The organism is uncultured Psychrobacillus sp. (genome assembly GCF_938022135.1).
Classification (GTDB): domain Bacteria; phylum Bacillota; class Bacilli; order Bacillales_A; family Planococcaceae; genus Psychrobacillus.
This window is the reverse complement of the sequence record NZ_CALIED010000011.1, coordinates 48,539-74,877: the sequence shown is the minus strand read 5'-3', so window position 1 is coordinate 74,877 and position 26,339 is coordinate 48,539. Positions and strand designations below refer to the sequence as shown.

Annotated in this window: 19 protein-coding genes and 1 other RNA gene; 12 read left to right on the top strand and 8 right to left on the bottom strand. The window is 37.1% G+C overall.

Translation table 11 applies throughout. From position 1 onward, the window contains the following. The first annotated feature begins 74 nt into the window (after nt 1-74). Complete coding sequence (locus tag Q0371_RS02325) at nt 75-377, top strand: DUF1805 domain-containing protein (protein WP_169360175.1); 303 nt, start codon at nt 75-77, stop codon at nt 375-377. Nucleotides 378-604: 227 nt separating this feature from the next. Here the strand turns inward: Q0371_RS02325 and Q0371_RS02320 are convergent, their stop codons facing one another. From Q0371_RS02320 to ssrS, 5 genes are all read right to left on the bottom strand, one after another. Next, nucleotides 605-1,174, bottom strand: coding sequence for a hypothetical protein (locus tag Q0371_RS02320; protein WP_169360176.1), 570 nt, complete (start codon nt 1,172-1,174; stop codon nt 605-607). Between the two features lie 127 nt (nt 1,175-1,301). Continuing rightward, on the bottom strand, nt 1,302-5,696 hold the full coding sequence (locus Q0371_RS02315; protein WP_298467864.1) for a S8 family peptidase: 4,395 nt from the start codon (nt 5,694-5,696) through the stop codon (nt 1,302-1,304). Nucleotides 5,697-6,470: 774 nt separating this feature from the next. Further along, entirely contained in the window at nt 6,471-7,226 is a 756-nt protein-coding gene (locus Q0371_RS02310) for a DUF2071 domain-containing protein (protein WP_169360177.1), read from the bottom strand. Nucleotides 7,227-7,648: 422 nt separating this feature from the next. Beyond that, on the bottom strand, nt 7,649-8,377 hold the full coding sequence (locus Q0371_RS02305) for a LysM peptidoglycan-binding and 3D domain-containing protein (protein ID WP_169360178.1): 729 nt from the start codon (nt 8,375-8,377) through the stop codon (nt 7,649-7,651). A 283-nt stretch (nt 8,378-8,660) separates the two neighbouring features. Then, a non-coding RNA gene (ssrS, locus tag Q0371_RS02300) (6S RNA) lies at nt 8,661-8,855 on the bottom strand. 121 nt (nt 8,856-8,976) lie between these two features. Between ssrS and Q0371_RS02295 the strand changes: the two genes are divergently transcribed. Further along, nucleotides 8,977-9,783, top strand: a complete 807-nt coding sequence (locus tag Q0371_RS02295; protein WP_298467766.1) for a serine protease — start codon at nt 8,977-8,979, stop codon at nt 9,781-9,783. Between the two features lie 157 nt (nt 9,784-9,940). Here Q0371_RS02295 and Q0371_RS02290 read toward each other — a convergent pair whose 3' ends face one another. Beyond that, entirely contained in the window at nt 9,941-10,690 is a 750-nt protein-coding gene (locus Q0371_RS02290; RefSeq protein ID WP_169360180.1) for a hypothetical protein, read from the bottom strand. Between the two features lie 2 nt (nt 10,691-10,692). After that, a complete protein-coding gene (locus Q0371_RS02285) occupies nt 10,693-14,529 on the bottom strand; it encodes an AAA domain-containing protein (protein ID WP_298467762.1) in 3,837 nt (1,278 codons plus the stop codon). Between the two features lie 419 nt (nt 14,530-14,948). Here Q0371_RS02285 and Q0371_RS02280 point away from each other — a divergent pair, with 419 nt between their 5' ends. Together Q0371_RS02280 and Q0371_RS02275 are read left to right on the top strand one after the other, a co-directional pair. After that, complete coding sequence (locus Q0371_RS02280; RefSeq protein WP_169360182.1) at nt 14,949-15,341, top strand: DUF485 domain-containing protein; 393 nt, start codon at nt 14,949-14,951, stop codon at nt 15,339-15,341. A gap of 5 nt (nt 15,342-15,346) precedes the next feature. Then, entirely contained in the window at nt 15,347-16,870 is a 1,524-nt protein-coding gene (locus Q0371_RS02275; protein WP_251556403.1) for a sodium/solute symporter, read from the top strand. Nucleotides 16,871-16,904: 34 nt separating this feature from the next. On the opposite strand, the gene Q0371_RS02270 is transcribed toward Q0371_RS02275, so the two are convergent. Further along, the gene (locus Q0371_RS02270; protein WP_251556375.1) at nt 16,905-17,453 is read right to left on the bottom strand and encodes a YhcN/YlaJ family sporulation lipoprotein; all 549 of its coding nucleotides are present in this window, start codon (nt 17,451-17,453) and stop codon (nt 16,905-16,907) included. A gap of 175 nt (nt 17,454-17,628) precedes the next feature. Between Q0371_RS02270 and Q0371_RS02265 the strand changes: the two genes are divergently transcribed. From Q0371_RS02265 to Q0371_RS02230, 8 genes are all read left to right on the top strand, one after another. Then, a complete protein-coding gene (locus Q0371_RS02265) occupies nt 17,629-18,798 on the top strand; it encodes a M20 family metallopeptidase (RefSeq protein WP_251556373.1) in 1,170 nt (389 codons plus the stop codon). Nucleotides 18,799-19,053: 255 nt separating this feature from the next. Continuing rightward, nucleotides 19,054-19,665, top strand: coding sequence for a TerD family protein (locus Q0371_RS02260; RefSeq protein ID WP_169360185.1), 612 nt, complete (start codon nt 19,054-19,056; stop codon nt 19,663-19,665). 16 nt (nt 19,666-19,681) lie between these two features. Continuing rightward, entirely contained in the window at nt 19,682-20,257 is a 576-nt protein-coding gene (locus Q0371_RS02255) for a TerD family protein (RefSeq protein ID WP_169360186.1), read from the top strand. A 143-nt stretch (nt 20,258-20,400) separates the two neighbouring features. Further along, a complete protein-coding gene (locus tag Q0371_RS02250; RefSeq protein WP_251556372.1) occupies nt 20,401-21,465 on the top strand; it encodes an HpcH/HpaI aldolase/citrate lyase family protein in 1,065 nt (354 codons plus the stop codon). After that, nucleotides 21,416-22,783, top strand: a complete 1,368-nt coding sequence (locus Q0371_RS02245; protein WP_298467754.1) for a phosphoribosyltransferase family protein — start codon at nt 21,416-21,418, stop codon at nt 22,781-22,783. The genes Q0371_RS02250 and Q0371_RS02245 overlap by 50 nt, the downstream gene beginning before the upstream one ends. After that, a complete protein-coding gene (locus tag Q0371_RS02240; RefSeq protein WP_298467752.1) occupies nt 22,776-23,885 on the top strand; it encodes a cysteine protease StiP domain-containing protein in 1,110 nt (369 codons plus the stop codon). Before Q0371_RS02245 ends, Q0371_RS02240 begins: the two co-directional genes overlap by 8 nt. Continuing rightward, nucleotides 23,882-24,697, top strand: a complete 816-nt coding sequence (locus tag Q0371_RS02235; RefSeq protein ID WP_169360189.1) for an HAD hydrolase family protein — start codon at nt 23,882-23,884, stop codon at nt 24,695-24,697. The genes Q0371_RS02240 and Q0371_RS02235 overlap by 4 nt, the downstream gene beginning before the upstream one ends. 15 nt (nt 24,698-24,712) lie before the next feature. After that, nucleotides 24,713-26,326, top strand: coding sequence for a YceG family protein (locus Q0371_RS02230; RefSeq protein ID WP_298467748.1), 1,614 nt, complete (start codon nt 24,713-24,715; stop codon nt 26,324-26,326). Nucleotides 26,327-26,339: the final 13 nt, after the last annotated feature.

Below are 26,339 nucleotides of genomic sequence, written 5' to 3'. Positions count from 1 at the left end.
TTAGCTCGTTAATATTCACCTATTTCCTACTTCTTACATAATCTGAAGGGAAAGCTTAAAGGAGTGAATATTTATTGATTAAAGTGCACCCAGTTGACATTGACGGAAACACATTTATAGCTGTTTCAGTTGAGCTTCCAAAAACGACTTTGCTAACCGTTTCCAATGACAAAGGTTACATTATGTGTGGAGCATTAGATGTTGGCTTGCTCAATGAAAAGTTAAAAGATAGGAACATAATTGCAGGCAGAGCTGTAGGAGTAAAAACAATTGAACAGCTTATAAATGCTCCGCTGGAATCCGTTACTTTAGAGGCAGAGAAATTAGGTATTGAGACTGGAATGATTGGAAGAGAAGCATTACTAAGAATGCTTTAAAGCTGCCCTTCCAGCAAAAAGTAAAAGCCATATCTTAAACTTCTCCTTAATTTCAGCACTCTTTAGGACATCATATCTAATACATGTACTTGTAAGAGGATGACCGTGTTTTTATGATCATCCTCCTTTTAGTTAGTATGTAGTTAAATTATATAAGTATTTATTTTTCAAGGTTTTTGATAAAAGGAAAACATCGATAACAAATAATCATAATTCCATAAGCGCTATTATTCATTCCAAGTTTCTACATGCTCAATAGGAACCTCAGCTGCCTTTACCCTCCACCTGATGCTTGATGCTACATCTAATACATGAGTGTTCTCTTTAATCGTAAACTTTTCTCCATTATTAAAGTAAAAGCTGTAATAAGGAAGTTCCTCAGATTTTTCGTCTACCATATAATAGGAAACCTTATTTAACTCTTCCCACTGATAAATTTCTTTTTCTGTTGAAAACATTTTTCTATAAGAAATTTGGTCCTCATTAAGTGAAATATATGACAAGGAAGCATAATAAAACGTTACCACGCTTAAAGCAAAAGCAATTAATGCGGTTGGAATAGAGATCTTCCAACTTTTTAATAACCCCAGAAGAACAAAACACAAAGCAAACGTAAAAACACTTATCCCCAATACCCAATAATTAATAGATGGTACATAAGTAAGCCACGAGTTTCTATCATAATAGATAGTATCGGCTACAATATTTGGCATTAATAAAATATAAATTGGTGAAAATAAAACCACGCATGCAGCAATTACTAAAAAAATATGTTTTATATTATATTCTCTTCTCATACCTATCCCCTTTGTTTACATAATTTGCTATTACCTAATATTATCATATTTTACCGAATGTTATGAATATTTTTAAAAACAAAAAAGTCAGTGAGATATCTCACTGACTTTTTGTGTTAAATATTTCTTAGTTCTCTTCTGTTTCTTTTACAGGCTCCTCTAATTCAGCTGGTTTTTCTACCGCTGGCTGTGAAGAGGTTGGAGCATCAACATTAATAAACAATTTACCTGCTGCTTTTTGACGTGTTTCATTTCCAAAGCCATCAATTGCTATTACTTCGATTACTGCTCCATTTGCTACTGTATCTGCTGGCACTGTCCAATAACCAACATAATGGCCATTACCAGTTTCCATCATTGGTAATTCTGTAGCATTTTGTACATCTCCAACATTTGTAAGTGGCATATGAATAACAAATGTAGGTTTTAAACCAGGCTCACTGTCAAATTCAATTTTAACACTACGGCCAGTTTTAAGATTTAAATCTGTTGCTGGTTTTAGGTTAGAGATTTCTGGAGCAATGGAGTCAGTAGTAACCTTAATTGTCTTAGTTTCTACATTTCCTGCTGCATCCTTCGCCTCTACAGTAATTTCATTTAATCCTTCTTCTAAAAGGATACGTTTAGAGAATTTGCCGTTAGTTACTGTTGCTGGTTGTCCATTTACATGAACATATTCCAAATTAGCATCTGCAATAGTACCTTCTACAGTAACACTTTCACGATTTGTTTTTTCTCCATCAACTGGTTTTGTAATAGTTAATTCAGGCTTTTGAGTGTCTAAAGTAACTGTTACTGGTGCAGACTCTCCAGTTTCACGACCATCTAAAGTAGATACAACTGTAAATTCATTTTCACCTTCTGTTAATACTGCATCAAGTGCGAATTTACCGTCATTACCAACCTCAGTAGATCCTACTACTTCACCATTTTGCTTCAACTCTATAGTTGTAGTTGGTGACGCAGATCCTTCTATTGTAATGTTTTCTTCGTTAGTCACTAAACCTTGTTCAGGTGAAGTGATAACTGGACCTACAACCTCGTAGCTTACACGAGCTCGGATCATATAGTTACCCTCAGCAGCAGGTGCAGGAGTCCATGCACCTGAAACTCCTTGGTAGCTTCTACCAGCATTTGGTCCATCTTCATCTGTAGCTAGACCTGGAGTGTTAGGGTTTGCAAATGTTTGGCGATACACCATATGGAAGTCTCCATTTACAACGATGTTGTGTTCCGTTAAGTCAACAACCGTCCAATCACCATTACGTAATGCTGTTGCATTAACAGGACCAGCAATCATTTTCCCTGGTGCTCCATCAATACCACTTGCATCCCAAACTTCTACTGCGAATGCTGTTCCACCTGGTACTGGCCATTCTGTTGTCCAGAATTTAAATACTCCATCTGTTACAATTCCACTTTCCTTACCTTCAGGAAGTGACATTTTTACAGACCATGCATTTCCAGCTGCGTTAAATGCTCTTGCATTTTCTGCAGTTCCATCATCGTAACCAATTTCCCCACCTGGATAAGTGTAAAAAGGTTCTAAAGCAATATCTTTTGTAATTGGCTCACCGTCAATTGTTACAGGAACTTCTTGACCATGGTAGCCACGAGCGATAACTTTTAACGTGTACTCTCCTACATATGCAGTAATCTCATAGTTACCATTTTCATCAGTAACGACTGGTGAGATATTTGCATCCTCTACTAGAAGAATAGTTGCTCCAGCAATTCCTTCTCCTGTAGAAGCATCTGTAATTGTACCGCTAATCGTATTTTGTTCAACTTCATCTAAAGTAAAGTTTGCAGTTGCTGTTTCATCTGCTTCAATCACTACTGATTTTTCTTCAGACTCGAAACCATAAGCTTCTGCTTTTACTGTAAATGTACCTGCAGCATGGGTCATTGAGTAAGAACCATCTGCTGGGTTTGTGTAAACAGAGCGATTTGTTTCAAGTACGCTAACTTGTGCACCAAGTGGTAGTAATGCAGGAGCATTTGTATCTTCCACTACTGGTGGCGCTGCCTTTACTTCAGGTAAAACAGGTTTAATTTTATTTGGATCTACTGCCGGTTTTTTCACGTCAATATCTTTTTGATTGTTATTTCCTTTACCGCCTGTGATAGCTGAATTTCCATTGTTGCTATTTCCATTGTTATTACCTTTTCCTTTTGAAACAGTACCAGTTTGAGAAACATCCGTTAAAGCTACGTCATCAATATACCAACCGTCTCTTTGTACACTTCCATCAGAAAATGCATTAAATCCAAGATAGATACGTTGACCCGCATATTCAGAAAGGTCTACCTCTACATCTCCCCATGCTGTAGATATTCCTGTAACCCTTAATAACTGTGTCCAGTTTACTTGGTCAGTAGAAACAACTATATGTCCATAATCCCAAGCTGTACCAGATGAAGCTTGTTCAAAATTATGCCACTGCTTGAACTGAAGATATGAATTTCCTTCTGGCAAATCAATTGGAGGTGCCACAAGTGTTGCGTTCATATTATTTGCATACTGACCAGCTAGATTAGTAGCATATACCTTTTCTCCAGATGCTGCATTTCCAGGACCAGATGTTGGTACGCCCCACTCCCAGCTGTTTTGGTTCCCAAAAGAGTACCATCCAGTTGGTTGTGCTTCAAAATCTTCTGAGTATCCTACAGTAACGCCAGGTTTTACTTCTATTGTATACTCTTCACTTGTTACTTCGTTGTTACCAAAATCTGTTGCAGTCCAAGTGTATTTAAAGGAAGTGCCTGTGATTAGATCTCCAGGGACCACTACTGTGTATACTCCAGACTTAAAGTCACCAGATGAGCGCCCAGCTTCGATTTCTTGCCAAGCTCCGTTTTCATCTTGATATTTTAATACTACAGAAGAAACACTAATATCATCTGTAACATTTGCAGTTAAAGTTAAAGCCATACCTTCATATGTTTCAGAAGGAGCAGAGTGTTCAAGAACTGGCGCTTCATTATCCTCGCCCTCTTTAGTTACTTGTCCTTTTAAAGTACCAAGTCCAGTAAGAATAGAAGACACTGCAGCTTCAGCATCTACTAAACCATATCCATAGCCATGGTTTGGCACTGTTGTATATTGGGTATCTGTTAAAGGAATAGCTGTATTTAATAAAATCTCTTCCATTTGATCTACGGTAAGATTTGCATTTACCTGTCTAAGTAATGCAGCAACACCAGATACAGCTGGTCCTGCCATAGAAGTTCCATTCCAACCACCTTCATATCCGCCACCAGGGATAGAAGATCGAATGTTGACTCCTGGAGCTGAAATGTCAGGTTTAATCTCAGCATATGGAGATGGACCGCGAAGAGAGAAACTTCCAACTATATTGTTAATATCCGTTGCGCCAGTTGCGAAAGACTCAGGATAGTTAGATGGTGCCGCTACTGAACCAGGCCCACCTGGGTTAGAAAAAGTAGTATTTCCTGCAGAGAATTCTGGGAATATTTCAGCAGCACGCCAGTTGATTACAACATCGCGGTACCACTCATCTAGTCCTGCTCCGCCACCCCATGAGTTGTTGACAACATCTGGAGCTAAATCTACTCGTGTATTTCCACTTGCATCAGTAGGAGCTAATATCCACTGTGCAGCTTCTAATAAATCAACGTCAGAACCACCGGAAGCTGTAAATGCTTTAACAGCAATAAATTTAGCACCTGGAGCAACACCAATTTGATTAGAACCGTTTGGCTCACTACCTACCATCGTTCCAGTTACGTGCGTTCCATGATCTTGATCATCGAAAGGTGTTGGACTTGCTGAAGAAGTCGCATCAAACCAGTTAAAGTCATGTGATACTTGACCTGTTGCTTTGTTGTACCCACGGTATTTTTCTTTAAGGGCTGGATGATCCCATTGAACACCCGTATCAATACTTGCGACTACAGTACCAGATCCATCAATGCCCATTTCCCAGACTTGTGGTGCCTTAACTCGATCAATATTCCATTCTACATTTGCGACCTCTGCTTTAGGTGCTACTGCATCTTTTGTTTTAGTAACAAACAGTTGTCGTGTCTCATTGGGAAGTATCTTTTCTACCTCAGGAAAAGTAGCTATTTTTTCAGCAATTTCTTTTGTCGTTGTTACAGACATCCCATTTACGATATAATAAGATTCTAAATCGCTAGCATTTCCTTTGGAAACTTCTTGTTCAAGAAACTCCATCACAGTTTCTTGTGATTCCATGGAAGTGGTTTTTAGTTCTGACACAACTGCTGACCTCTGAATCAGCTTTGTGTTATGAGCTGAAAGATTTTTCGACTCGGCATTTTTTCTAGCCTCTGAAGCTACTTTTGCCGAGTCAGCCTTTTCTTTAAACTTTATCAAGAAAGTAACCTTTTCATCTTCTTTAAAGTCTTCTAGTAATCTACTGCTCATTTTATCCTTGACAGAAATACTGTTCGGACTTGAATCTCGCAATGACTGGTGCAATTTGCTGCTTGCTTCTGCACTAACTACATTGGGAGCGATCAGTGAAAATGTCATAAGTAAAGTTGCTGCGATACTGACGGCCTTGTTTCGTTTAGTTCGTCTACTGCTCCTACTCAACTTTCATTCCTCCTCTGATTTTAGCTGGATCTTTTACTCCTACTAATCTAGGTTCTTTACCACATAGGAAACACAAAAACACCCTTTCCCCCTTTCCTAATTGTAAGTTTAGGTAAACAGATTCCATGGTGTCTGAACAAAAGCTCTTGATGTATTTACAACTATATACTATAATTCAAAGGATTTTTGTCGAATTTTGACGCTAACTAGTTCAAATATTCCAATTTGATTGTATACGCCTACTTTACGCTTATTTTTTGTAGGTATTTAGATCTTTTCGGGAGAGACAAAATTTTAAAAATAATTCTTAAACCCTTTATTCTCAAAGGACAAGGTTATTTTAAAATTTCAGTAAGAATTAGTTTATTCTGAAAAATGAATAAATTAACCTAAATAGAGATCTTTTTTATTGCTTAATCACTCCATTTAATACCTTCTAGGTATATATACTTTTCATTATTAAATTAAAAAAGGGCATATATGAAAGGTTTCTTATGCGTTTTAATTATTTACAACGATTATTAAGAACCATTTTTTAATCATTACTTAATACCCAACACAAATTAATGTTTAACTATTTTTCTAAACAACTCTTTTTGCGTGAATAGTGCCTTTTAAACATTTCCACTATTTTGCAGAGAATCCGACATTTTAAAAAAACACAAAAAAGGAAGCAAATGGAGTTATTTGCTTCCTTACACATTATTCCTTCTAGGGATTTACAAGTGACCATATACGGACCTTCTTCCTCTTAGAAAAATGAAGAATAGGTGTATTGTTTTCTACAAAAATAGATTGATGAGATAACATTGTATTCAAATTAAAATTTGCTTCAGCTTTTTGCAATTGCCATGGCTCATGCAAAATGTCACACCGTTTGACTTCTTCACTTCCATTTACCGTGTATAGACAATAGCGTTCAGCCATCCATTCGTCAAATGAACCTTTTTGTGGATAATAAGGATCTGAAATTGGCTTATAGCTACAATTTAAAAGAGCTCCACTATCATCTAATCTTTTACTATCATAATTTACAAATTCCTCTTTATAACTGACATTCATATCAGCTACTACGTAAGGCAAATGATATAAGGTTCTTGCTCCACTCACCGCCAGTAAATTGGTGGTATCCATGCTTATGAAATACACACCTGGCTTACCATCTACTGAGACGTACGTTCTTACATTAAGTTCAGGAAAAGCTGATATTCCAGGAATCGGGGGTACTGCCTTCATCCTGCTTTTGGTAATTTGGAAAGGAACAATGCCAATCCATCCGACATCATCAAAAGAATCAATTGTTAAGGCCTCTGGGACTAAGCTTCGTAGTTTATCCATTTTAATCGGGTAGTGTGCAAATAAGAGATCGTTCCAAGTTTGTTGCATTACCCAGGGCAGGCTTGGAAGCGGCCACTGACGGTGACTGTCATCCCAACCACCTTCTTCTATTTTTGAGTGATATTTCATACTTTTATCACCTCATTAACATTTATTATTCTGTATAAGTACCCTGCTGAGTTTAAATTATTCGTGAGTTAGGGTATCGATTTATTTAATACCTAATTACTCCAATCAATATACTTATCTTGTTTAATTTTTAATATAAAAAAAGCCCCACTTCTTCAACAGTGGGGCCCGATTTTTTATATAAAATCGGATGAGAAAGACGAAGGGAGATCTTCTTCAGCTATCAACTGTTTCTCATACCAATATTATACCCATTATGAGCATTTTTATTTACTAGTAATTAATTACATTTAGTAATTAATATGGAATAAAAGGGTTTGAAATTACTTTATGTGTAATTATTATCCTTTGAATAACAAATACCTACCTATAATATTCCTCTTTTAACCAATAAAATAATATTTTTGTTTATCTTTAAAACTTTAGTCAAGTATTTTAACTTTCACCGATTGACGACCCCAGTTAATCGCATCATTATAAGAAGGCATGTAAACATCTATCTTATTTCCTTTTATTGCGCCTCCAATATCTCCAGCAATGGCTTCCCCATAACCTTCAACCCAAACTTTGGAACCAAGAGGTATGACAGTAGGATCTACTGCAACCACTTTTTGATTGGGGTTCGCATTTAAGTCGATCCCCGTTGAAGTAATTCCTGAACAGCCTTCACAGGAAGCAGTGTATGCAGTAGCGGTTACGGTTAATTCTTTTACATCCGTTGATGCTGCTGGTTTACTAGGGGTTGAGCTATTAGCTGAACTCTGAGATGCACTCACTTGTGGCTGCACCTTATCTCCACTAACGACTAGCTTATCACCGGGGTGTATTAAGTCATCTATAAGTTGGTTACTTGTCATTAGTTCGGTAACGCTCATCCCATACATAACCGCAACACCATAGATAGTGTCTCCCGAAACAACTGTATAAGTTCCTGTAGATTCCTCTACCTGTAATTGTTGTGATGGGTATATAATTGTTGAATCTAAATCGTTCCATACTTGTATATTTTCTACACTGACATTATTCTCTTGTGAAATTGACCAAAGAGTGTCACCTTTTTCTACCGTGTGAACACTTGATGCAGAAGCTTGTCCTGCTGTCCCTACTGATAGTGCCGCAATAGCAGTTAGTGCTACAATGTGTTTTTTCATAAAATGAATTTCCTCCTTTTCACTAACGACCCCTAGCTTAACATGTTAAGATGACAAAGGTATTTCAGGATAGTGTTAGGGAGATAATAAATTTATGACAGAAAAAAACTGCATGTTACAAATGACTACTCGCTGAAATCTTTCTAAAAATTTTAATTGTTCCTTCATATTCATTTGCTGTCGATGACATATTTCCCCTTTATTGCTTTTCTTTATCTAACACAAAAAACACCCCTACCATCTCTGGTAAGAGTGTCTATATATCTTGCTATAAAATTCTTATTAGGAAGCCGCCTTTGCCGTATCTTATATGAAAGTTTTAAACCACCACTCCTCAAAGTGGGTGTTCGCAGATACCTTCTTTGCATGTCTTCATTGTCTAAAAGAGAATGAAGCTTGTCATTCCGGCTCTATATAAAACTCCCTGTTACAGCATAAAGGTTAAAACTTAATATTCATACGCACAATGCAGCTTGTATTCATATATTAAACCTTTTGTACTCATATTTCAAGTGAAATTAATTCTTATCTTACCAATTAATAGACAACATTTATGTATAATAGATGTACAAGTTGCAATCAGTAAGGATGTGAGTAAGATGCCTGATGATCGAAAAAAGGAAAAATGGGAAGAGGATATTGATGATGAAGAATTGCAGCAATTAGTTTTGGAGGCACAAGCTGAGGCACTGCTCAAAGCTAAAGAGGAAAAAAACCTTCCTACACGAAAGCGCCCATTTCCAAAGTGGATCTTTTACTTGATGGCATTGGTCTTATTTATTAATACTTTTGGTATTATCTTGCAGGTTTACTCCATTCCGGCTATTGAATTCGTCAAAACGTCAGCTCGCCTATCAGCTCAGGAGAATATAGCAGAGTATAAGAAATCGGTTGTAGTTGTTCTCACAGACGATAGTAAAGGCACTGGATTTTCCATTTCAGAAAACGGGATCATTCTAACCAATTATCATGTAATTGAAGACAAAAATAATATTACTGTCGGCTTCCCTGATGATGGGCGATTTCGAGCTGATGTGATAGAATCCTATCCCGAAATTGACTTAGCCGTTTTGCAAGTCTCCAGCAATGAAGACTTCCCGTATTTAACCTTAGCTGAGCAAATGGAAGCTAAGCAAGGTGATCCTATCATCTTTATCGGCAATCCATTGCACTTTACAGGGATAGCCAATGAGGGAACATTAATAGAACCCTACCAATTAAGTGACTGGGATGTACCTATCATGATGATGGAGGCCCCTGTGTACAGAGGCAATAGTGGAAGTCCGGTGTTTAATCAAGAAGGCCTTGTTATTGGTATAGTTTTTGCTACCCTGGAGCATGAAAGCCATGGTAAGGTTGGTTTGTTTGTACCTATAGAGGAATATTACAAGGCTACTACTAAATAGGTTAAGTTAGATAAGCTGATTATCATCCGGCCCACGACATAATGCAATGACTAGTGATAATTAAGTCATTTGCAAAGAGCTCTACAGACAATAATAACGCCCCCAGAATTTTACGGTTTGTAAAACTCTGGGGGCATCTTCAGTTTTTTTATAATGATTATAAAAATTTCTCTCTCCAACGCAGTCGTTCTTTTTCATTTAACTGCGTTTCTAGTGCTTCGTCCCATTGATCGGTCAGCGTATTCCATACTCTTGCGAAAAACAGGTCCTCCTGCTCATTATAAATAATGTATTCTAAGCACGGGATATCATCAATGTACATTTCAGTAGATGAGATAATTTCGGAAATGATTATTAATTCCTCTCCTTCATGATCTTCCATGTTAGATTGATGTAGAGCGTCTAACAGAATTGCTTGTTCTATAGCCAGCTTTTTTTCATCTTTAGCGTATCTATACACCTGGAGCAGCTCCTCACCTTCTGAGGCAGGCTTTATATCTCCGGTTAAAAAATTATTATGGGTAGGACTAAACAGTATATGATGTGTCCCAGGTTCCTGCTCCTCTTCGAAGATTCCCTGTTCTAGTTGTTGTTTACCTTTTGCCGTTAGTACAATATTAGCTTCTCTTTTTTCTATTAAACCTGACTTTCTCATAACCTCTATTAAATCATCGATGAATAGCTGCTCCACCATCAACAATTCACTAAGCTGGGCAGAGGTGTTAATATTCGCTTTTTGAAAGGAGATTAACATCATTTTCATCAGTACGTCCATTTTTGTACGCTTCACTCGTTTATATTCCACTTCAATTGTATGGACTGGAACACACCAATTTAGTGATTCCATTATTTTCACCTTAGAATTTTGGTAAATTTCTTTTTCTAAGCGTTTTTGTAATGATTGCATATTTAAACTCCTATGCGACTCCCTTGTCCAATCACATCTGGATCACGAAAGCCTTCCTTCTGTTTTACTATTGTTTTTAAACGACCATACATTTCTCTGGAGCTTTTTTGCTTAGCTCGTTTCGTAAACATTTCCACACTGCCTACTATGACTAGCAGCTCTCTAGCACGAGATAATGCTACATTCAGTCGACGATAATCATTAGCAAATCCAATGTCTCCACTCTTGTCCTGGTTGTTACGTACCATGCTCAAAAGGATGACGTCCATTTCCATTCCTTGAAACTTGTCTACCGTTCCAGTTCTAAAATGCAAATGCTTTAAGTTCATTTCCTGTTGAATGAGTCGATCAATTCTTTTTACTTGTTCACCATAGAAGCTAATAACTCCAATGCTTTTCTTTTCATGTTGCTCCATTCTTCCCTCTTGCTTAGCTTTCTCTGTAGCTTTGTCCAAGTCAATGAGAATCTTTCTAATTGAATCGAGCTCAGCTTGATTGAATCTACTCTTACCGTCCTTCATACGTTCTTCAAAGTATCGTTTTTCATTAGGCATATCAACCCATAGAAGATGGTCGGTTCTTTTGACAATCTCAGAATCTAATAAATGGTCCCTCATCGCATCAGAATCGGTTAGGCCACATTGTAACCTGTAGTTCTCTTCCTCATAAAACGGCGTAATAGTTTCCATAATACTCTCATGCATTCGATATTGAATCGCTAGCATTGTTTTATTGCTCTTAGGTAAATTTTTGAAGAGACGTTCGAAAAGAGACTCTTTGAGCAACTTTTTCAACTCTTCTTTTTCTTCGAAGCTATCGCTTTCTTCAAGAATAGCCTGAAGCGTTTCATCTAACGTATCCTCTCCAACTAATGGAGGAAGCTGATGATGATCACCTACTAGAATAATCTTCTTTCCTTTTAACATCGGCAACAAGAGTTCTGGTGGTGTAGCTTTGGATACCTCGTCAATGATGACAACATCGAAGGTTGGATAATTCTCCATAAATTCTTTTCTAGCAGATGCAACACAAGTAGTCCCAATCACATTCGCATGACGCACATATAGCTTTCTTATCTCATCTAAGTCATGATCGTTAGCTTCCTGTAAAAGAGAAAACCATTCCGTTTGAAGAGCTTGAGTTATAGGTAGGCGCTCTAATTCAATGTGTATCTGCGCACTTTCTTTTTCTAAAGCCGTGTAGCTCTCTTCCAATTTCTTTAATGCATTTTCTGGATTTTGGAGTATGATTTCATCTAAAATCTTTAAGCGCTTTTCCTGGTCTAGACCTTCTGCATTTACCATCTTAGCTTCTTGTTCATTTTTTTGTAGAATATCTTCTTGCTCCTGAAGTTGAGTTTTAAGCTTCTCTAATTCAGCCTTTTTGTGGCCTAACTTCGCGCTGTAAACCGATACTTTCTCCAATGTTTCATCCAGAGCTGCTCTCTTTTTTTGTTTATCTAACAAGCTGGTTTCAAGAGCCTCTTGTGTTGGAAGGCCTTCAAAGTCACCAGATTCAGCGGAAATGTCCTTAATTTGTTTCTCTAAATTGGTAAGTTGGTGTTTCTGATTTGTCCCAACAATTATTAACTCTCTTGTTTGGTTATTAATAGCTTTGAACCCGTTTTCCAATTCAGTGGCTACTTGGGCCTTGATAGCCTGATACTTGGTAATGGAATTGCTCTTAGACAGTTGAATGCTTGCTTGTTGCTTTAAAACAAATTTCTCTCTTACATAAAGACCCTCTAGCAGAATAGCTAATTTCTCAGTAGTCAGCTCTTCTTCATCTGAAGTCATAATATGCTTTAATCTGTTCATAAATTGGTGAATTTCTTTAACCGTGTAGTTGGAATCAAAAACGACACCACTTCTGCCCATATTGCTTTTGACTGACTCTACAGGGTACTTATGTTTTTTTAGTAGTTTTTCTATAAATGCTATGGCCGAGCTCAATCGAGCATTTAACTCCTGCCAATCACTTGAAGACTTTATGCTTTCAATTAACAAATCCAACTCTTCCATCTGGCGGTTAACAAGAAATGATGGAACAATCCCACATAGCTTTAGACGCTCCTTCAGTTCATCCACCTTACGGATTGTTTGGATTTCTTTTTTAAGAGCTTCTAATGCCCCTAATTTTTTTTGAAGTTTTTGATGTTGTTCTCTCGTGTTTTCTATTTCTTGTTGAGCTTTTTGTAAAGAACGTACTGATTTTTGATACAAAATCTGATCTTGGATACTTTCCAATTCCTTCGTTAGCTGCTCCGTTTGTTCTGTTAATTGTTCTATTGAAGGATTAGCTTCCAGGAACTGCTCCATAGCCTTTATATCCTGAGCTAGTTGTTGAACTGCAGGACCAATACTTTGAATAGTGAGTTCAATTTCTTCACATTCCTTTTTTAATGAAACTAAGGCTTTTTTTAATGCTCTTATTTGTTGACTACGTTCATCATACTCGGTCTGTGCTATGACTTTCTTTTCAATAGCTTCTATTAAACGTTGCTTTTCTTCATCAAGACTCTTTGTCTCTAGGACAATATTATTCAATCTGTCTTTTAGTAGGTTTTCTTGAGAAGCATGATGCTCTATTACATTGGAAAGTGTTGCAAGCGTCTGTTCCTTCCAATACTGCCCCACATTTTCTTCTATAAATCTTTTCCCTTCTTCTTCTATGCTCTCCGTTCTACCAAACCGTAATATACGAATTTCTTTGTTAGATAGTAACCTACTAAGGGCATTATCTACCGCTAAGTTTGACTGAGAGGCTACAAGGGTGCGAAGTCCAGCTTTAGCATTCTGCTGACATATTTCGGAAATAACAGTTGTTTTACCCGTGCCTGGGGGACCCTGAATAACATATAAGTCTTCTGCAGACATAGCACCAACGACTGCCTCCTGTTGAAATTCATTAAGCCTATTATGGAATTCCAGTTCTTTTTGTTTATTCGTAATTCTAATTGTAGGACGATCTTCAAATAGAATTTTTTCTAGGTTGGCATTTGCTGCTAAGCCATTCTGAAGATCCTCAAAACCTTTTCGTAGTCGACGTATTTGACTAAGGGTTGCAAAATTACTAAAAACCACTTCCTTAGCTTTAGGGTTCAAACTATTTTTCCTTGCCATTTCCCTAATCCTTGGTCTTAGCTCTATTTCAATCGTGTTTTTATTCCTATTTGCTTTTAATACATCCCCAATGTCATTTTGGTAACCCTTGAAGCTAATGCTAAGCCCTCTTATTTTATTCCATTCGTTACCGTTAACTTCACAGCCTACTAATGACATCCTACTAAAATCTTCGTTAAATATAAGTTTAGAAAAGCTTGCAGTTATATCTGCAATATCCGCATTTCGTTCCTGTATTTTTAAATAACCTTCCCAGCTTGATATCCGCTTCTTCACGTACTCAGAGCGTTCCTCTGCTACAGGTAACTCTCGTATCTTTGTATGTAACTGTATCGGTAACCCAGCACCGTTATTTTTTGATGTAACGAATGATAGGTTAACTGGTAGCCTTCTATTTGTCTGCACCGGCACTCGAGAACCCCGTACATGAAATCCGGTTGCAAGAAACCCATTGTTCTGTAGTACACAGTCCATTATTGCTACCTTGCCATCCAGTTTTTCAGTAAGCTGCAAGTTCTCTATGTTGTCAAAGTATAAGGAAAGCGAGATATTTCCTTGTGCATTAACCGGACGTTTCTCAATGTAAACTTGAAACGATTTTTGTATATTAAAAAAGTCGTGTTCATCAGCTGACCACTCCTGTATTCCTTTGCGAGCATTATTAGTCATCATTAAATTGCAGCGCATTGTTTTTTCTAGAGTTGAAACATTACTCATGAACAGACCTCCTTTTAGATTTTTTAGTCCAACTTTTATATGTTAGCATTTTTTAAGGATTTCTTAAATTATCAATCACTATTTTAATTTGGTTATATTTAGAAAGGTTAATTTTTTTATTGCACTCAACTAGTAAAACACAAACTATATACTCCTTAGTTATCCAACTCACCCTGTAGTAAAATTCCATAAATACAATCTCGCCATGCACATGTTAACGTATCGTAAAAGTTCTCTGCACCCGTCCATAAGCAAAAACATTTTAGAAAAGAAAAAATTGTATTATATTAATATAATTTTCTAAATAATTACAATATTATAATTTTTTGTTTGTAATTTTTATTATTTTTCCCTATTATTAAAATACAGTTTTCTAACTTAATATTCAGAAAGCTAGTAAAGTTGAAGGAGGAAGGAAAATGCCAAAGAAAGCTGGAAGTGTATTAAACCCTGCTAGTCCTCAAAAAACCTCTAAAAAAGTGAAAAAAAGCGGAAAGGAACCACCACTTTACAACTATGAGGCTATTGCACACAGCCCTGAATTTGTTGCCTTAAAAAAGAAGAAAAGAAATTTTATCGTTCCAATAACGATTTTCTTTCTGCTATTTTATATTTCTTTACCAATTTTAACGTCTTATACAACTATATTAAACAAGCCAGCAATTGGAGATATAACTTGGGTTTGGGTTTTTGCTCTTGCTCAATTCATCATGACTTGGACCTTATGTATGATCTATGTTCGTAAAGCAGAGGGGTTTGATAAGGATGCGGAAGAAATAATCGAAAAGGAAAAGGCAGGTGATTATGTATGAATGGCATGAGTACAGTCGGTCTTATATTTTTTGTAGGAATCGTAGCATTAACTCTATTTGTCACATACATTGCGTCCAAACGAACTAACTCTGCTAGTGAATTTTACACTGCCGGTGGAGGTTTGTCTGGCTGGCAAAATGGGATAGCCATCGCAGGAGATTACCTTTCTGCTGCATCATTCCTCGGAATTGCCGGAGCTATCGCACTTTTTGGTTTTGATGGTTTTTTCTATAGTATAGGTTACTTAGTAGCATATTTAGTTGTACTTTACATCGTAGCAGAGCCTCTAAGAAATTTGGGGAAATATACGTTAGCCGATATGATTAATGCACGCTTTAACCAAAAGAAAGTACGTGGAGCTGCCGCGATTAGCACTATTACAATCGTTTTGTTCTATATGATTGCACAGCTTGTGGGTGCAGGTGCACTAATACAACTATTACTAGGCATTGATTACTGGATTGCTGTACTAATCGTAGGAACAATGATGACCATCTATGTTCTTTGGGGTGGAATGGCTGCAACGAGCTGGGTACAGATCATTAAGGCTGTATTGTTAATGATTGGGACAGTCCTTATCTCGTTTTTAGTATTATGGAAATTCAACTTTAATATCCTTGGTATGTTCACTGAGATGAAAACGGTTACAGAGCAAGGAGAAAACTTCTTAAATCCTGGAGTAAAGTATACGAATGGCTTGGACACAATTTCTATGATGATCGCCTTAGTATTAGGTACAGCAGGCTTACCTCATATTCTTATGCGATTCTTCACAGTAAAAGATGCTAAAACTGCCCGCTCTTCTGTGGTGTATGCAACATGGATTGTAGGTATCTTCTATGTTCTTACTATTTTCCTAGGTTTCGGAGCTGCTTACTTTGTAGGAGCTAGCGACATTATGTCTGCAAACTCAGCAGGAAACATGGCAGCACCATTACTAGCGCAGGCACTAGGAGGGGATATCCTCATGTCTTTCGTATCTGCTGTTGCCTTCGCCACTATATTAGCAGTAGTAGCAGGACTAGTGCTATCAGGTGCATCTGCATTTGCCCATGATATTTATGGACAAATCATAAAGAAAGGAAAAGCAACTGAAAAACAGCAAATGAGAGCGGCTCGTTTTGCTTCTGTTGGGGTTTCACTTCTATCTATTGTTTTAGCCTTAGGAGCACAAACGATGAATGTTGCGTTCTTGGTTTCACTAGCATTCTGTATCGCTGCAAGTGCTAATTTACCGGTGATCATCTACACCATCTATTGGAAAAAGTTCAATACCACTGGAGCTATGACAGCAATTGTCACCGGGCTAGTTACTGCTCTAGTATTAGTTTCCTTAAGTCCAAACCTTTGGGGAACAGATGGCACTCATTTATTTAATGGTACAGCTCTTTTCCCATTAACTAACCCTGCGATTTTTTCAGTACCTGCTGGGTTCTTGGGTGGCTATATAGGCACATTAATAGGAGCAAGAGCAGATCAGAAGAAATATGCAGAGGTCGATGTCAAAGCAAATATCGGGTTAAAATAAGAAAAAGGCGAAGAGAATTACCTCTTCGCCTTTTTTATTTAGCTGTATCAGGAAATACACGTTGTACTGTATCTGTAAACTCATCAAAGAATCCTTCAACCGGCTCCCCTGCTTTAATCTTTGTTCCGTACTCTTCCATACGGCCAACAAAATCAGGATCCAAAGATACATACACGTTCTCAAAATTTAAATTACCTTTACCTTCTTTAGCTTTTTCAGATATACGAGTTTTTAACTCATCGTTATCTTCTGTTCCTTCTTTCGCTTTAACAGCAACATATGCATTTGTATCCGTCACTAACACATGAGCAACATCTACTTCATCCAATTCTGCAATTTTTGCAGCCACGTCATCTGCTACATCAACCTTTTGATCTCCGTTTGTAGAAACGTCTTTTCCTTCTTCTTCACCAATTTCTCCATCGTTCCCAGTATCAACTGTTGCATTAGGATCCATATTCCCATCTTGAGTTGTATCCGTTGTCGTATCTGTTGTTTTATCATCCTTAGCATCATCATTTCCACATGCTGTTAAGAACCCTATTATAAGAATAGCGATTAATATCTTCATCTTTTTTATCATTTTATTTTCTCCTTTTCAATAAATTATTACAGTCGTATGATGTGAGTTCTGTAAGAAAATATGCACCAAAATAAAAAATAGATTATTTAAATAATTTAAAATAGACTTTCTATTATCTGTTATAATTTTTAGAAGTAATTGTTAATTAAAAATATATAAAAGAGGTGTTTTTAAGATGACTAATGATTTATTTCGAAGATTAGAAGAAGGTTTTAATGACATGGTAACAATTAGAAGGTATTTACATATGCATCCTGAGGTATCCTTTCAAGAGACTAACACTGCCAAATATATTCAAAACTTTTACTTACAACTTGGTATACCTTTTGACGCCAATGTGGGCGGAAATGGTGTTGTCGCAAGAGTTAAAGGGGCACGCCCTGGGAAAACGGTTGCTTTGCGTGCAGACTTTGATGCACTACCCATTCAAGATGAGAAGGAAGTTCCGTATAAATCTACAGTACCTGGTGTAATGCACGCCTGTGGACATGATGGACATACTGCTACACTGCTCATTCTTGCCCGTACTATACATGAGTTAAAAGATGAACTGAGCGGAGAATACGTATTTATACATCAGCATGCGGAGGAATATGCACCAGGTGGTGCAAAACCAATGATAGAAGCTGGCTGCTTACATGACGTAGATGTAATTTTTGGTACCCATTTATGGTCTCAAACTCCCCTTCACACAATTGCCTATCGCTCCGGCCCAATTATGGCTGCAGCAGATCGTTTTATCATCAAAATTCAAGGGCGCGGTGGTCATGGCGCTAATCCTCATGACACAAAAGATGCCATTTTGGCTGCTTCACAACTAGTAGTTAATTTGCAGCAAATTGTCTCAAGAAGAGTCAATCCGGTAGAGTCGGCTGTTCTTTCTGTCGGTTCATTTGTTGCCGACAATGCATTTAACATTATCGCTGATTCGGTTAAATTGAGCGGAACCATTAGAACATTTACTCCTGCTGTAAGAGATTTAATGGAGAATGAGTTACGACGCGTGTTAGACGGAACTTGTCTGACTGCAGACTGTACCTATACACTCACATATGAAAGAGGATACCCTCCAGTCATTAACCATAAAGAAGAAACAGAATATCTTGCTGAAATAGCAAGACAAATCCCAGATGTCAAAGAGGTACAGGAATCGGAGCTTTTAATGATTGGTGAGGATTATGGCTATTATCTCGAACAAATTCCAGGGACGTTTTTCTTCACCGGAGCTATGCCTGATGGAGATGTCTACCCACATCATAGCCCGATGTTTGATTTTGATGAAAAGGCCATGCTAACAGCAGCTAAAACGTTAGGGCATGCCGCTATTCTCTATCAAAAGAAATAAAGCTCGGATGAAGCAACAAGTGACTCACACTTAACTTCTGCGTGGCTCTGCTTGAAAACTTCAGGAGAAAGCAGAAACCGAATTTAAATTGTCACAGTCTTTGTTCTGATATCGGCTTATATATTTCCAATTTCCCATGTAAACCGTTAAAATATATTAGTATGAATAACGATAAAAATTTTATTACTTAATGAAACTATTTAAGCGGTAGTTACGTAAAATTAATTAAATAAAGAAATTTGGGGAGGTTTATCAATGGCTATTAATCTTGTAAAAGGACAAAAAATTGATCTTACTAAAGGTAGGTCTTCTTTAAAAAGTGTCATGGTTGGACTTGGATGGGATCCAGTAAGTCAAAAAAGCGGTGGGTTTTTAGGTAGTCTTTTTGGCGGTGGTTCTAGTGGCGCTGCTATAGACTGTGACGCTTCAGTTCTACTTTTAAACGAAAATGGAAAGTTATCTTCCAAACAACAATTAATATATTTTGGAAACAAAACTTCTAACAATGGCAGCGTGGTACATATGGGTGACAACCGTACCGGAGATGGTGACGGAGACGATGAGGTAATTAACGTAAACCTTAAATCAGTTGCAAGTTCTGTTCATAGACTTTTATTTGTCGTTAATATTTACCAAGCAAAACAACGAAAACAAGATTTTGGCTTGATAAAAAATGCATTTATTCGTTTAGTGGACAACGATACAAGACAAGAATTAGTACATTATAATCTTTCTGATAATTATTCTGGGAAAACTTCACTTTTCCTTGGGGAACTATATCGCGATGGTGAAGAGTGGAAATTCTCGGCTATTGGAGAAGGTACAGCAGACACTGATATTTCATCTATAGCAAACAAATACTTATAAGGAGTGGGATATAAACATGGCTATTAATTTATCTAAAGGACAAAAGGTAGACTTAACTAAAGGTAATCCAGGGTTAACAAACATTATTGTAGGTCTAGGCTGGGATACAAACAAATATGACGGCAGAAACGACTTCGACCTTGACTCTTCCGTTTTCTTATTAAATAGCAGTGGAAAATGTGCATCTGAGGCTGATTTTATTTTTTATAACAATACTTCAGGTAGTAATGGAGCAGTTGTTCATACAGGAGATAATCGCACAGGCGAAGGCGATGGCGATGATGAGCAAGTTAATATAAACCTTGCAAACGTTACAAGTTCTATTGAAAAAATTGCTTTTAGCATTACTATTCACGATGCAGAAGCTAGAGGTCAAAACTTTGGTCAAGTAAATAATTCATACGTACGAATTATCAATGCAGACACTCAGGAAGAACTAATTCGCTACGATTTAGGAGAAGATTTCTCAATTGAAACAGCAGTAGTTGTAGGTGAATTGTATCGCCACAATAACGAGTGGAAATTTAATGCAATTGGTAGCGGCTACCAAGGTGGATTAGGAGCTTTAGTTTCTGACTTTGGCTTAAACTAGTTAAATCTTTTCTAAAGCAAGGGTTTTCTCCTTGCTTTTTTTTTACAAAGAGTATATTTAATAGAACTTGGGTGACCTATAGCCCCTTCTTCTTTCAAGGAGTGATTACCATCAGACATTTTAAGGGTTTAAGTGAAAATGAAGTGAATAATTTTTTTCATCTACCTCCTAAAGAATTTTCAAAAACGACAGACAAGCTAAAATTGGGGATTGCTATGGGTGCCACTTTATATATTCCTGGCCTAATGAGTAATTTTTCTTCAAAATTAATCAAGAGATCTTTTGAAAATCTTACTAGTGTAATTATGTGTTTAGAGGATTCTATTTCAGATAACGCGCTAACAGAAGCCGAAAACAATGTAGTAGAACAACTGCACACCTTAGCTGAAGCGATCAGCGCAAATGCTACCCTACAGTATGATTTGCCCCTCCTATTTATAAGAATTCGAAGCGTAGACCAGTTACAGAGAATTGCTAGTCAGTTAGGAAATGATTTAGACCTTATCACGGGTATAGTCTTCCCTAAATGTAATTCTACTAATGCTAATGATTTCTTTTCATGCTTGGATTCCTTAAACCAAGCAAGATCCGTTACGCTATATGGTTTGCCTATTATTGAATCAAAAGAGATTATTTATAAAGAGTCTCGACAAGAGGAGCTCCAAAAGCTTTATAAGATTTTCTTGAATTACGAACGTCTCATATTAACCATTAGAGTTGGGGCAACAGACTTCTCTAGCCTTTTTAGCCTTAGACGGCCATATAATAGAACTGTTTACGAGCTACAATTAATTGGAGATTGTTTAACAGAAATTCTAAACACGTTTAGACGCTATGAGGATAACTTTATAATTTCAGGTCCTGTATTTGAATACTTTGATGATAAAAGTAAGGACATCTTATGGGAAGAAGTTCAACTAGACCTTTTGAATGGATTTTACGGTAAAACGTGCATTCATCCAAGCCAAGTAGATATCGTTAATGCTGTCTATCCTGTTTCTAAGGAGACGTTTGACGACGCTAGCATGATCGTTGGAAACAGATATGGAAATAATGGAATTTTAAGTAGCCCTTCAAAAAATAAAATGAATGAGGTTAAACCTCATTATAGTTGGGCTTTAAAAATACTGGCGCAAGCAGAAATATATGGGGTGCTAAATGAAAATGTTACCACACACGACTTTATCGGCTACATCAAGAACATATAATTTACATGGAAATTTAAAGCTAACCATTGATGTTCAAAATAATCCATACAACCTTAATCCAGATAAGCTTTTTGAAATGGGAGTAAGAATAAATAAAAAAAGACAATTTCTCTTTATTAGTCGCCTGCTCGGGAAACACCTACCAGTAGACCCTTCTCTTTCACTAGGAACTGGGACTGTTCTTGCTTCTATGTTAATGGAAAATGAAGGTTTACCTGCTCATCCACAGTTAATGGATATTATTCAAATGATTGATTCCGGCCAGTCAGACCGCACGCTTAGCCTTAGCTCTTTAAAATATAAGGTTAAATTACCGACTAATACTGTCTTTATAGGCTTCGCAGAAACTGCCACCGGTTTAGGTCATGCTGTTTTTAATCATTTTGATGAGGCTCAGTATATTCATACTACGCGTGAAGAAATCATCAATCTCTCCCCTTCTTTTGTTTTTGAAGAAGAGCATTCTCATGCTACCTCTCACCGAGTATATGCTTCAGAGAACGTGTTAAAGGAAGCGGAAACGATTGTACTTATCGATGATGAAATAACCTCTGGCCTCACACTTTCCAATTTAATTATATCCTTAAATAAAAAGTTCCCAAAAAAGCAGTTCAAAATATTGTCTATTCTGGATTGGAGAAGTGTAGAAAATATAAACAACTTTACTGACTTAATGAAACAAAATGGGATTCATGCCGAAATAATTTCAATTCTTTCTGGTCAATTCACTCTACACAATACAGCTACCATCAAAGAGGAAGTCATACCTTACCTAAAAGGGGGAGAAGAAGTTCATGTGTCTTTAGAGGATGACATCCCCTCTCAGTGCACCACTCCCTATTTTAGCGAACATGCAATTTATAGCACTCTCACTGGTAGATTTGGCCTGACGAGTGAAAGCCATGCAGCAATGGACGACTGGATACATAAATTACTTGAAAAGCTGAAATTAGATAGGGATAAACCAACGCTTGTAATAGGCATAGGAGAAAACATATATATTCCAAGCCGTATTGCTCTCGCACTAGGTAAACATACCAAGATCCAAACAACGACTAGAAGCCCAATCTTTGCAAAAAATGAGGAACACTATCCAATTAAAAGTAAGTGTAAATTTATTTTGCCTGATTCAAATGATGTTGAACAATACTTATATAACGTTGCAGAACATGAATTTGAACAAATCTTAGTAGTTGCAGAGTCTGTTAAAAATAAAGAAACCTGGTCTCCTTTACTAAGCTATTTGCACAGCAAAGGATCGGTCACATGGTTATCCCTTACATCGCCAGCTAACAGAGGGGGATTAGACGATGCTTAAGACTGATCACTTAGTTAAAACTAGTTACTCACCAGAAGACATTACCTTCTTACTAAAGGATATGTCCAAAATTCAAATTGAATCGAACATAGATAATCGAGAAAAGGCATTTTCTTTAGGGCATCATTACTCTGAGTCCTTACCTATAGAATATCGCCCCTCTCCAGAGTATCTTCGTTTATACAATCAGGCTATGAACCAGCTTTCTAGCTATATAGCTCAGTTAGTAGGCATTGTCACTAGACGCGTCCACAAATATGCAGGAACCGATCAAGTCGTCATCATTTCCTTGGCACGCGCAGGAAGCCCAGTAGGAATTTTAATGAGAAGATATGCTCGTACTTTTTTAGGCTTAGACTGGCCACATTTTAGCGTATCCATCTTAAGAGGAAAAGGGATTGACGAAAATGCTATAAAAACAGTGCGTGATCTATACCCTAATCATCATTTACAATTTGTAGATGGTTGGACAGGAAAAGGTGCCATTCAAAAAGAGTTGACCAAGTCCGTTCAACATTTGAATGAACAAGGACTTCACTTAAACGATGACCTTGCAGTCCTTTCCGATCCTGGTGGATGTGCAACGTTATATAGCACAAGAGACGATATTCTAATACCTAATGCCTTTTTAAATTCTACTGTATCTGGCTTAATCAGTAGAACTATTCTAAATAACGCCTATCAGTCACCAGAGGATTTTCATGGGGCCAAGTACTACGCGGAGCTTGAGGATGAGGATGTGTCCAACTCTTTTGTCGATCAAATAACTGCTCATTTTTCTGCTGAAGAGGAAAATATCCTAAAGCAGTTTAATGAATTCCCTGTTAAGAACGTAAGAACCTGGTCAGGCATGCAGGTAGCTCAAGAAATCGCACACAAATATTACAAAAACTCTGACCTCACCAAAGTAAAGCCTAGTATTGGGGAAACGACTAGAACGTTATTAAGAAGGAAACCTCATAAAATTCTCTTAAGAGATGAAAATGAGGAAGCTGTTAAGCATATTTTAAGCTTATGCCAAGAAAAAAATATACCTATTGAAATAATCCCTGACCTTTATTACCGTGCTATTGGGCTTATAGAATCGGAGGAATTAATATGACTATTCTATTTGCGAGTGATTTAGATCGAACACTCATATATAGTAAAAAATCTAGAGGTCTCGAAGTAAGTGAACAGGATCTAGCCATAGTAGAGTGGCGTGAGAACAATCCGACAGCATTCATGACCAAGGAAGGACTAGAAATTTTTAAAGAACTCTCCTCTTCCATTGAATTTTTGCCAGTCACAACTAGAACTAGTAAACAATATGAACGCTTGTTTAGATTGTATAATCCTCAGGAGAAGCCAACATACTCCATTGTTTCCAATGGAGCTGTAATATTAGAAAATGGTAAACCTATTCCGGAATGGTCTGATAAAATAGAGGTACAGCTTGAGAACGACTGTACCTCTGTCTCTCACGTACTATCACAGATTGAACCTTATATTCAAAGAGGCTCCGTCTTAAAATCCTTACAGGCAGAGAACTGGTTTGTGTATATGATTATAGATGAGGAGAGATTTACAGTTGAGGACTTGGAAGACCTATCCCAACTCTTTTACAAGCAAGGCTTTACCTTGTCTAAACAAGGAAGAAAGTTGTACGTAATGCCTAATTGTATTAACAAATCTCTCGCTCTTGAGTTTGTAGCTGATCGAGTAGAGGCAGAAACAGTAATTGCAGCAGGTGATTCATTATTAGACTTAGATATGGTTTTGAGTGCTGATTACGGTTTCATCCCTCAGCATGGAGAAGTTATATTAAATAATTCGCACCTCCCATCTCACGTCCAAGTAACCGATCAAACTGGTGTATTGGCAGGTGAGGAAATAATAAAAAAAGTTCATAATATTTGTTATAATATGTATTAACAGGAGGTAAAACCCATGGTGAAGTTAAATCCAATAAGGATGCAGTCGTGGGATTCATCTAACATTGGGAAATGGCTAAAAAACTCTTTAGAAGACCCTAGCATAGTGACAGTCGATCAAGATAGCCTGACATATCCCCAGTTATTATGCCAATTTATTGGTGTTTCTATGGATGAAGATGAGTATTTTACTATTTTGCATACACAATTAAATGATTCTGATGGTAAGCTGATTAATCTTACTAATTCTCTTAATAAAAATATTGCACCTGATAAACTACGTGCTATTAATCAGCTTTTTGAAATACATCGCCAGGAAAAAGGACTGTCTCCGAATCGAATGGTTGCCTTTTTGGAAGGTCATTTTTTACTCCCAAAACTCAATGATACCGATTTAAATAGACGTATAAGGATTGTTTTAATCGATTTATTAAAACAGCTCCAATCTAACTATGTTGAAGGGACACAGCACCATGAGTATCGACGGATAACGATTGATATGATTAAATGGATATTCAATCATGTCGAGCCTGTTTTAGAAAAATTAGACTTTCAAACTGGTCTGCCCGGCTTCCTCTGGTACGGTGATGCTACTCCTAGTGAGAGATGGTTTCTAAAGTTTTTAGGAGCTTATGGATTTCATATCGTCATATTTAATCCCTGCGATGAATCCTGGCCAATGCAAATGCTTGGAATAGATGAGGAACATTCCTTTAAATTTCCCAAAATAGCAAGCAAGCCAAGTGAATTTCCAAATGAGATGCCTAAAATTGCTGGTACAGTTGCTTTTAGAGCTACTCAAGAAATAAATGAACTCTTGCATCACGATGATTCAGGTCTTTATAAGCCTTTTCAATTTAAATCATATTCCATAAATTCCTTAAGGTTAAAAACCACCGAGGATGAAGCATTCTTAATAGCTAAAGAACGTGCAATGATTCGGCCTCACTTTCAAGTAAGCAGTCAGCAAGTAACTATTCCCGTCGTTTTTGCTAAATACATGGGAATAGACCGCAATCGAAAGCGTTTTTGGAACAACGTGCATTCCTTAACCTCTCGAGAGGATACCCATGTGATTCGTCAATTCCCATTTACTAAGGAACAAAAGACAAATCCAGTTTTTCATTATCGAAATGCTTTAAACTCTGACGGAATGTTAGATCCTGAGATTATGAAATCTTCTAATTGGTGGTCTTATGGTAAGCTACCTTCAGGTACACAAACAGCGATAGGTGAAGCCATTGCTAAGCATGTGCGTGATCCCATTCTTATTCCTCAGGGAAACGAAACACATGAGGAATTACAATTATATGCGTTCTCTCAATCCATGTTTATACCTGATTTTGTTATACGTCTGTTTCAAACGTTTGATTACCCTCAATTTGTTCCAACTATCTTCCTTTATAACGAAGAAAAGGGACCCGAGTTGAGTAGAGCAGATGCAAACGCTCTATGCATCATGCATCATCTTGGTTTAGATATTATATTGGTAAATCCGCAAGGACATTTGGATATAGAAAAATGGGTTCAAGAAGGAATGTTTGATCTGCACTGGATGGATGATAGATCCTTCAATGAGCCTTTTAAAGAAGAGAATGTAGTAAGTAAGATTTTTAAAAAATTTAGATGATATAGGGGTTGAA

Excerpts from the sequence above, each read along its gene's own strand:
- Q0371_RS02320 (WP_169360176.1), bottom strand. The coding sequence starts at position 1,174 with ATGAGAAGAGAATATAATATAAAACATATTTTTTTAGTAATTGCTGCA.
- Q0371_RS02315 (WP_298467864.1), bottom strand. The coding sequence starts at position 5,696 with ATGACATTTTCACTGATCGCTCCCAATGTAGTTAGTGCAGAAGCAAGC.
- Q0371_RS02310 (WP_169360177.1), bottom strand. The coding sequence starts at position 7,226 with ATGAAATATCACTCAAAAATAGAAGAAGGTGGTTGGGATGACAGTCAC.
- Q0371_RS02305 (WP_169360178.1), bottom strand. The coding sequence starts at position 8,377 with ATGAAAAAACACATTGTAGCACTAACTGCTATTGCGGCACTATCAGTA.
- Q0371_RS02295 (WP_298467766.1), top strand. The coding sequence starts at position 8,977 with ATGCCTGATGATCGAAAAAAGGAAAAATGGGAAGAGGATATTGATGAT.
- Q0371_RS02290 (WP_169360180.1), bottom strand. The coding sequence starts at position 10,690 with ATGCAATCATTACAAAAACGCTTAGAAAAAGAAATTTACCAAAATTCT.
- Q0371_RS02285 (WP_298467762.1), bottom strand. The coding sequence starts at position 14,529 with ATGAGTAATGTTTCAACTCTAGAAAAAACAATGCGCTGCAATTTAATG.
- Q0371_RS02280 (WP_169360182.1), top strand. The coding sequence starts at position 14,949 with ATGCCAAAGAAAGCTGGAAGTGTATTAAACCCTGCTAGTCCTCAAAAA.
- Q0371_RS02275 (WP_251556403.1), top strand. The coding sequence starts at position 15,347 with ATGAGTACAGTCGGTCTTATATTTTTTGTAGGAATCGTAGCATTAACT.
- Q0371_RS02270 (WP_251556375.1), bottom strand. The coding sequence starts at position 17,453 with ATGATAAAAAAGATGAAGATATTAATCGCTATTCTTATAATAGGGTTC.
- Q0371_RS02265 (WP_251556373.1), top strand. The coding sequence starts at position 17,629 with ATGACTAATGATTTATTTCGAAGATTAGAAGAAGGTTTTAATGACATG.
- Q0371_RS02260 (WP_169360185.1), top strand. The coding sequence starts at position 19,054 with ATGGCTATTAATCTTGTAAAAGGACAAAAAATTGATCTTACTAAAGGT.
- Q0371_RS02255 (WP_169360186.1), top strand. The coding sequence starts at position 19,682 with ATGGCTATTAATTTATCTAAAGGACAAAAGGTAGACTTAACTAAAGGT.
- Q0371_RS02245 (WP_298467754.1), top strand. The coding sequence starts at position 21,416 with ATGAAAATGTTACCACACACGACTTTATCGGCTACATCAAGAACATAT.
- Q0371_RS02240 (WP_298467752.1), top strand. The coding sequence starts at position 22,776 with ATGCTTAAGACTGATCACTTAGTTAAAACTAGTTACTCACCAGAAGAC.
- Q0371_RS02235 (WP_169360189.1), top strand. The coding sequence starts at position 23,882 with ATGACTATTCTATTTGCGAGTGATTTAGATCGAACACTCATATATAGT.
- Q0371_RS02230 (WP_298467748.1), top strand. The coding sequence starts at position 24,713 with ATGGTGAAGTTAAATCCAATAAGGATGCAGTCGTGGGATTCATCTAAC.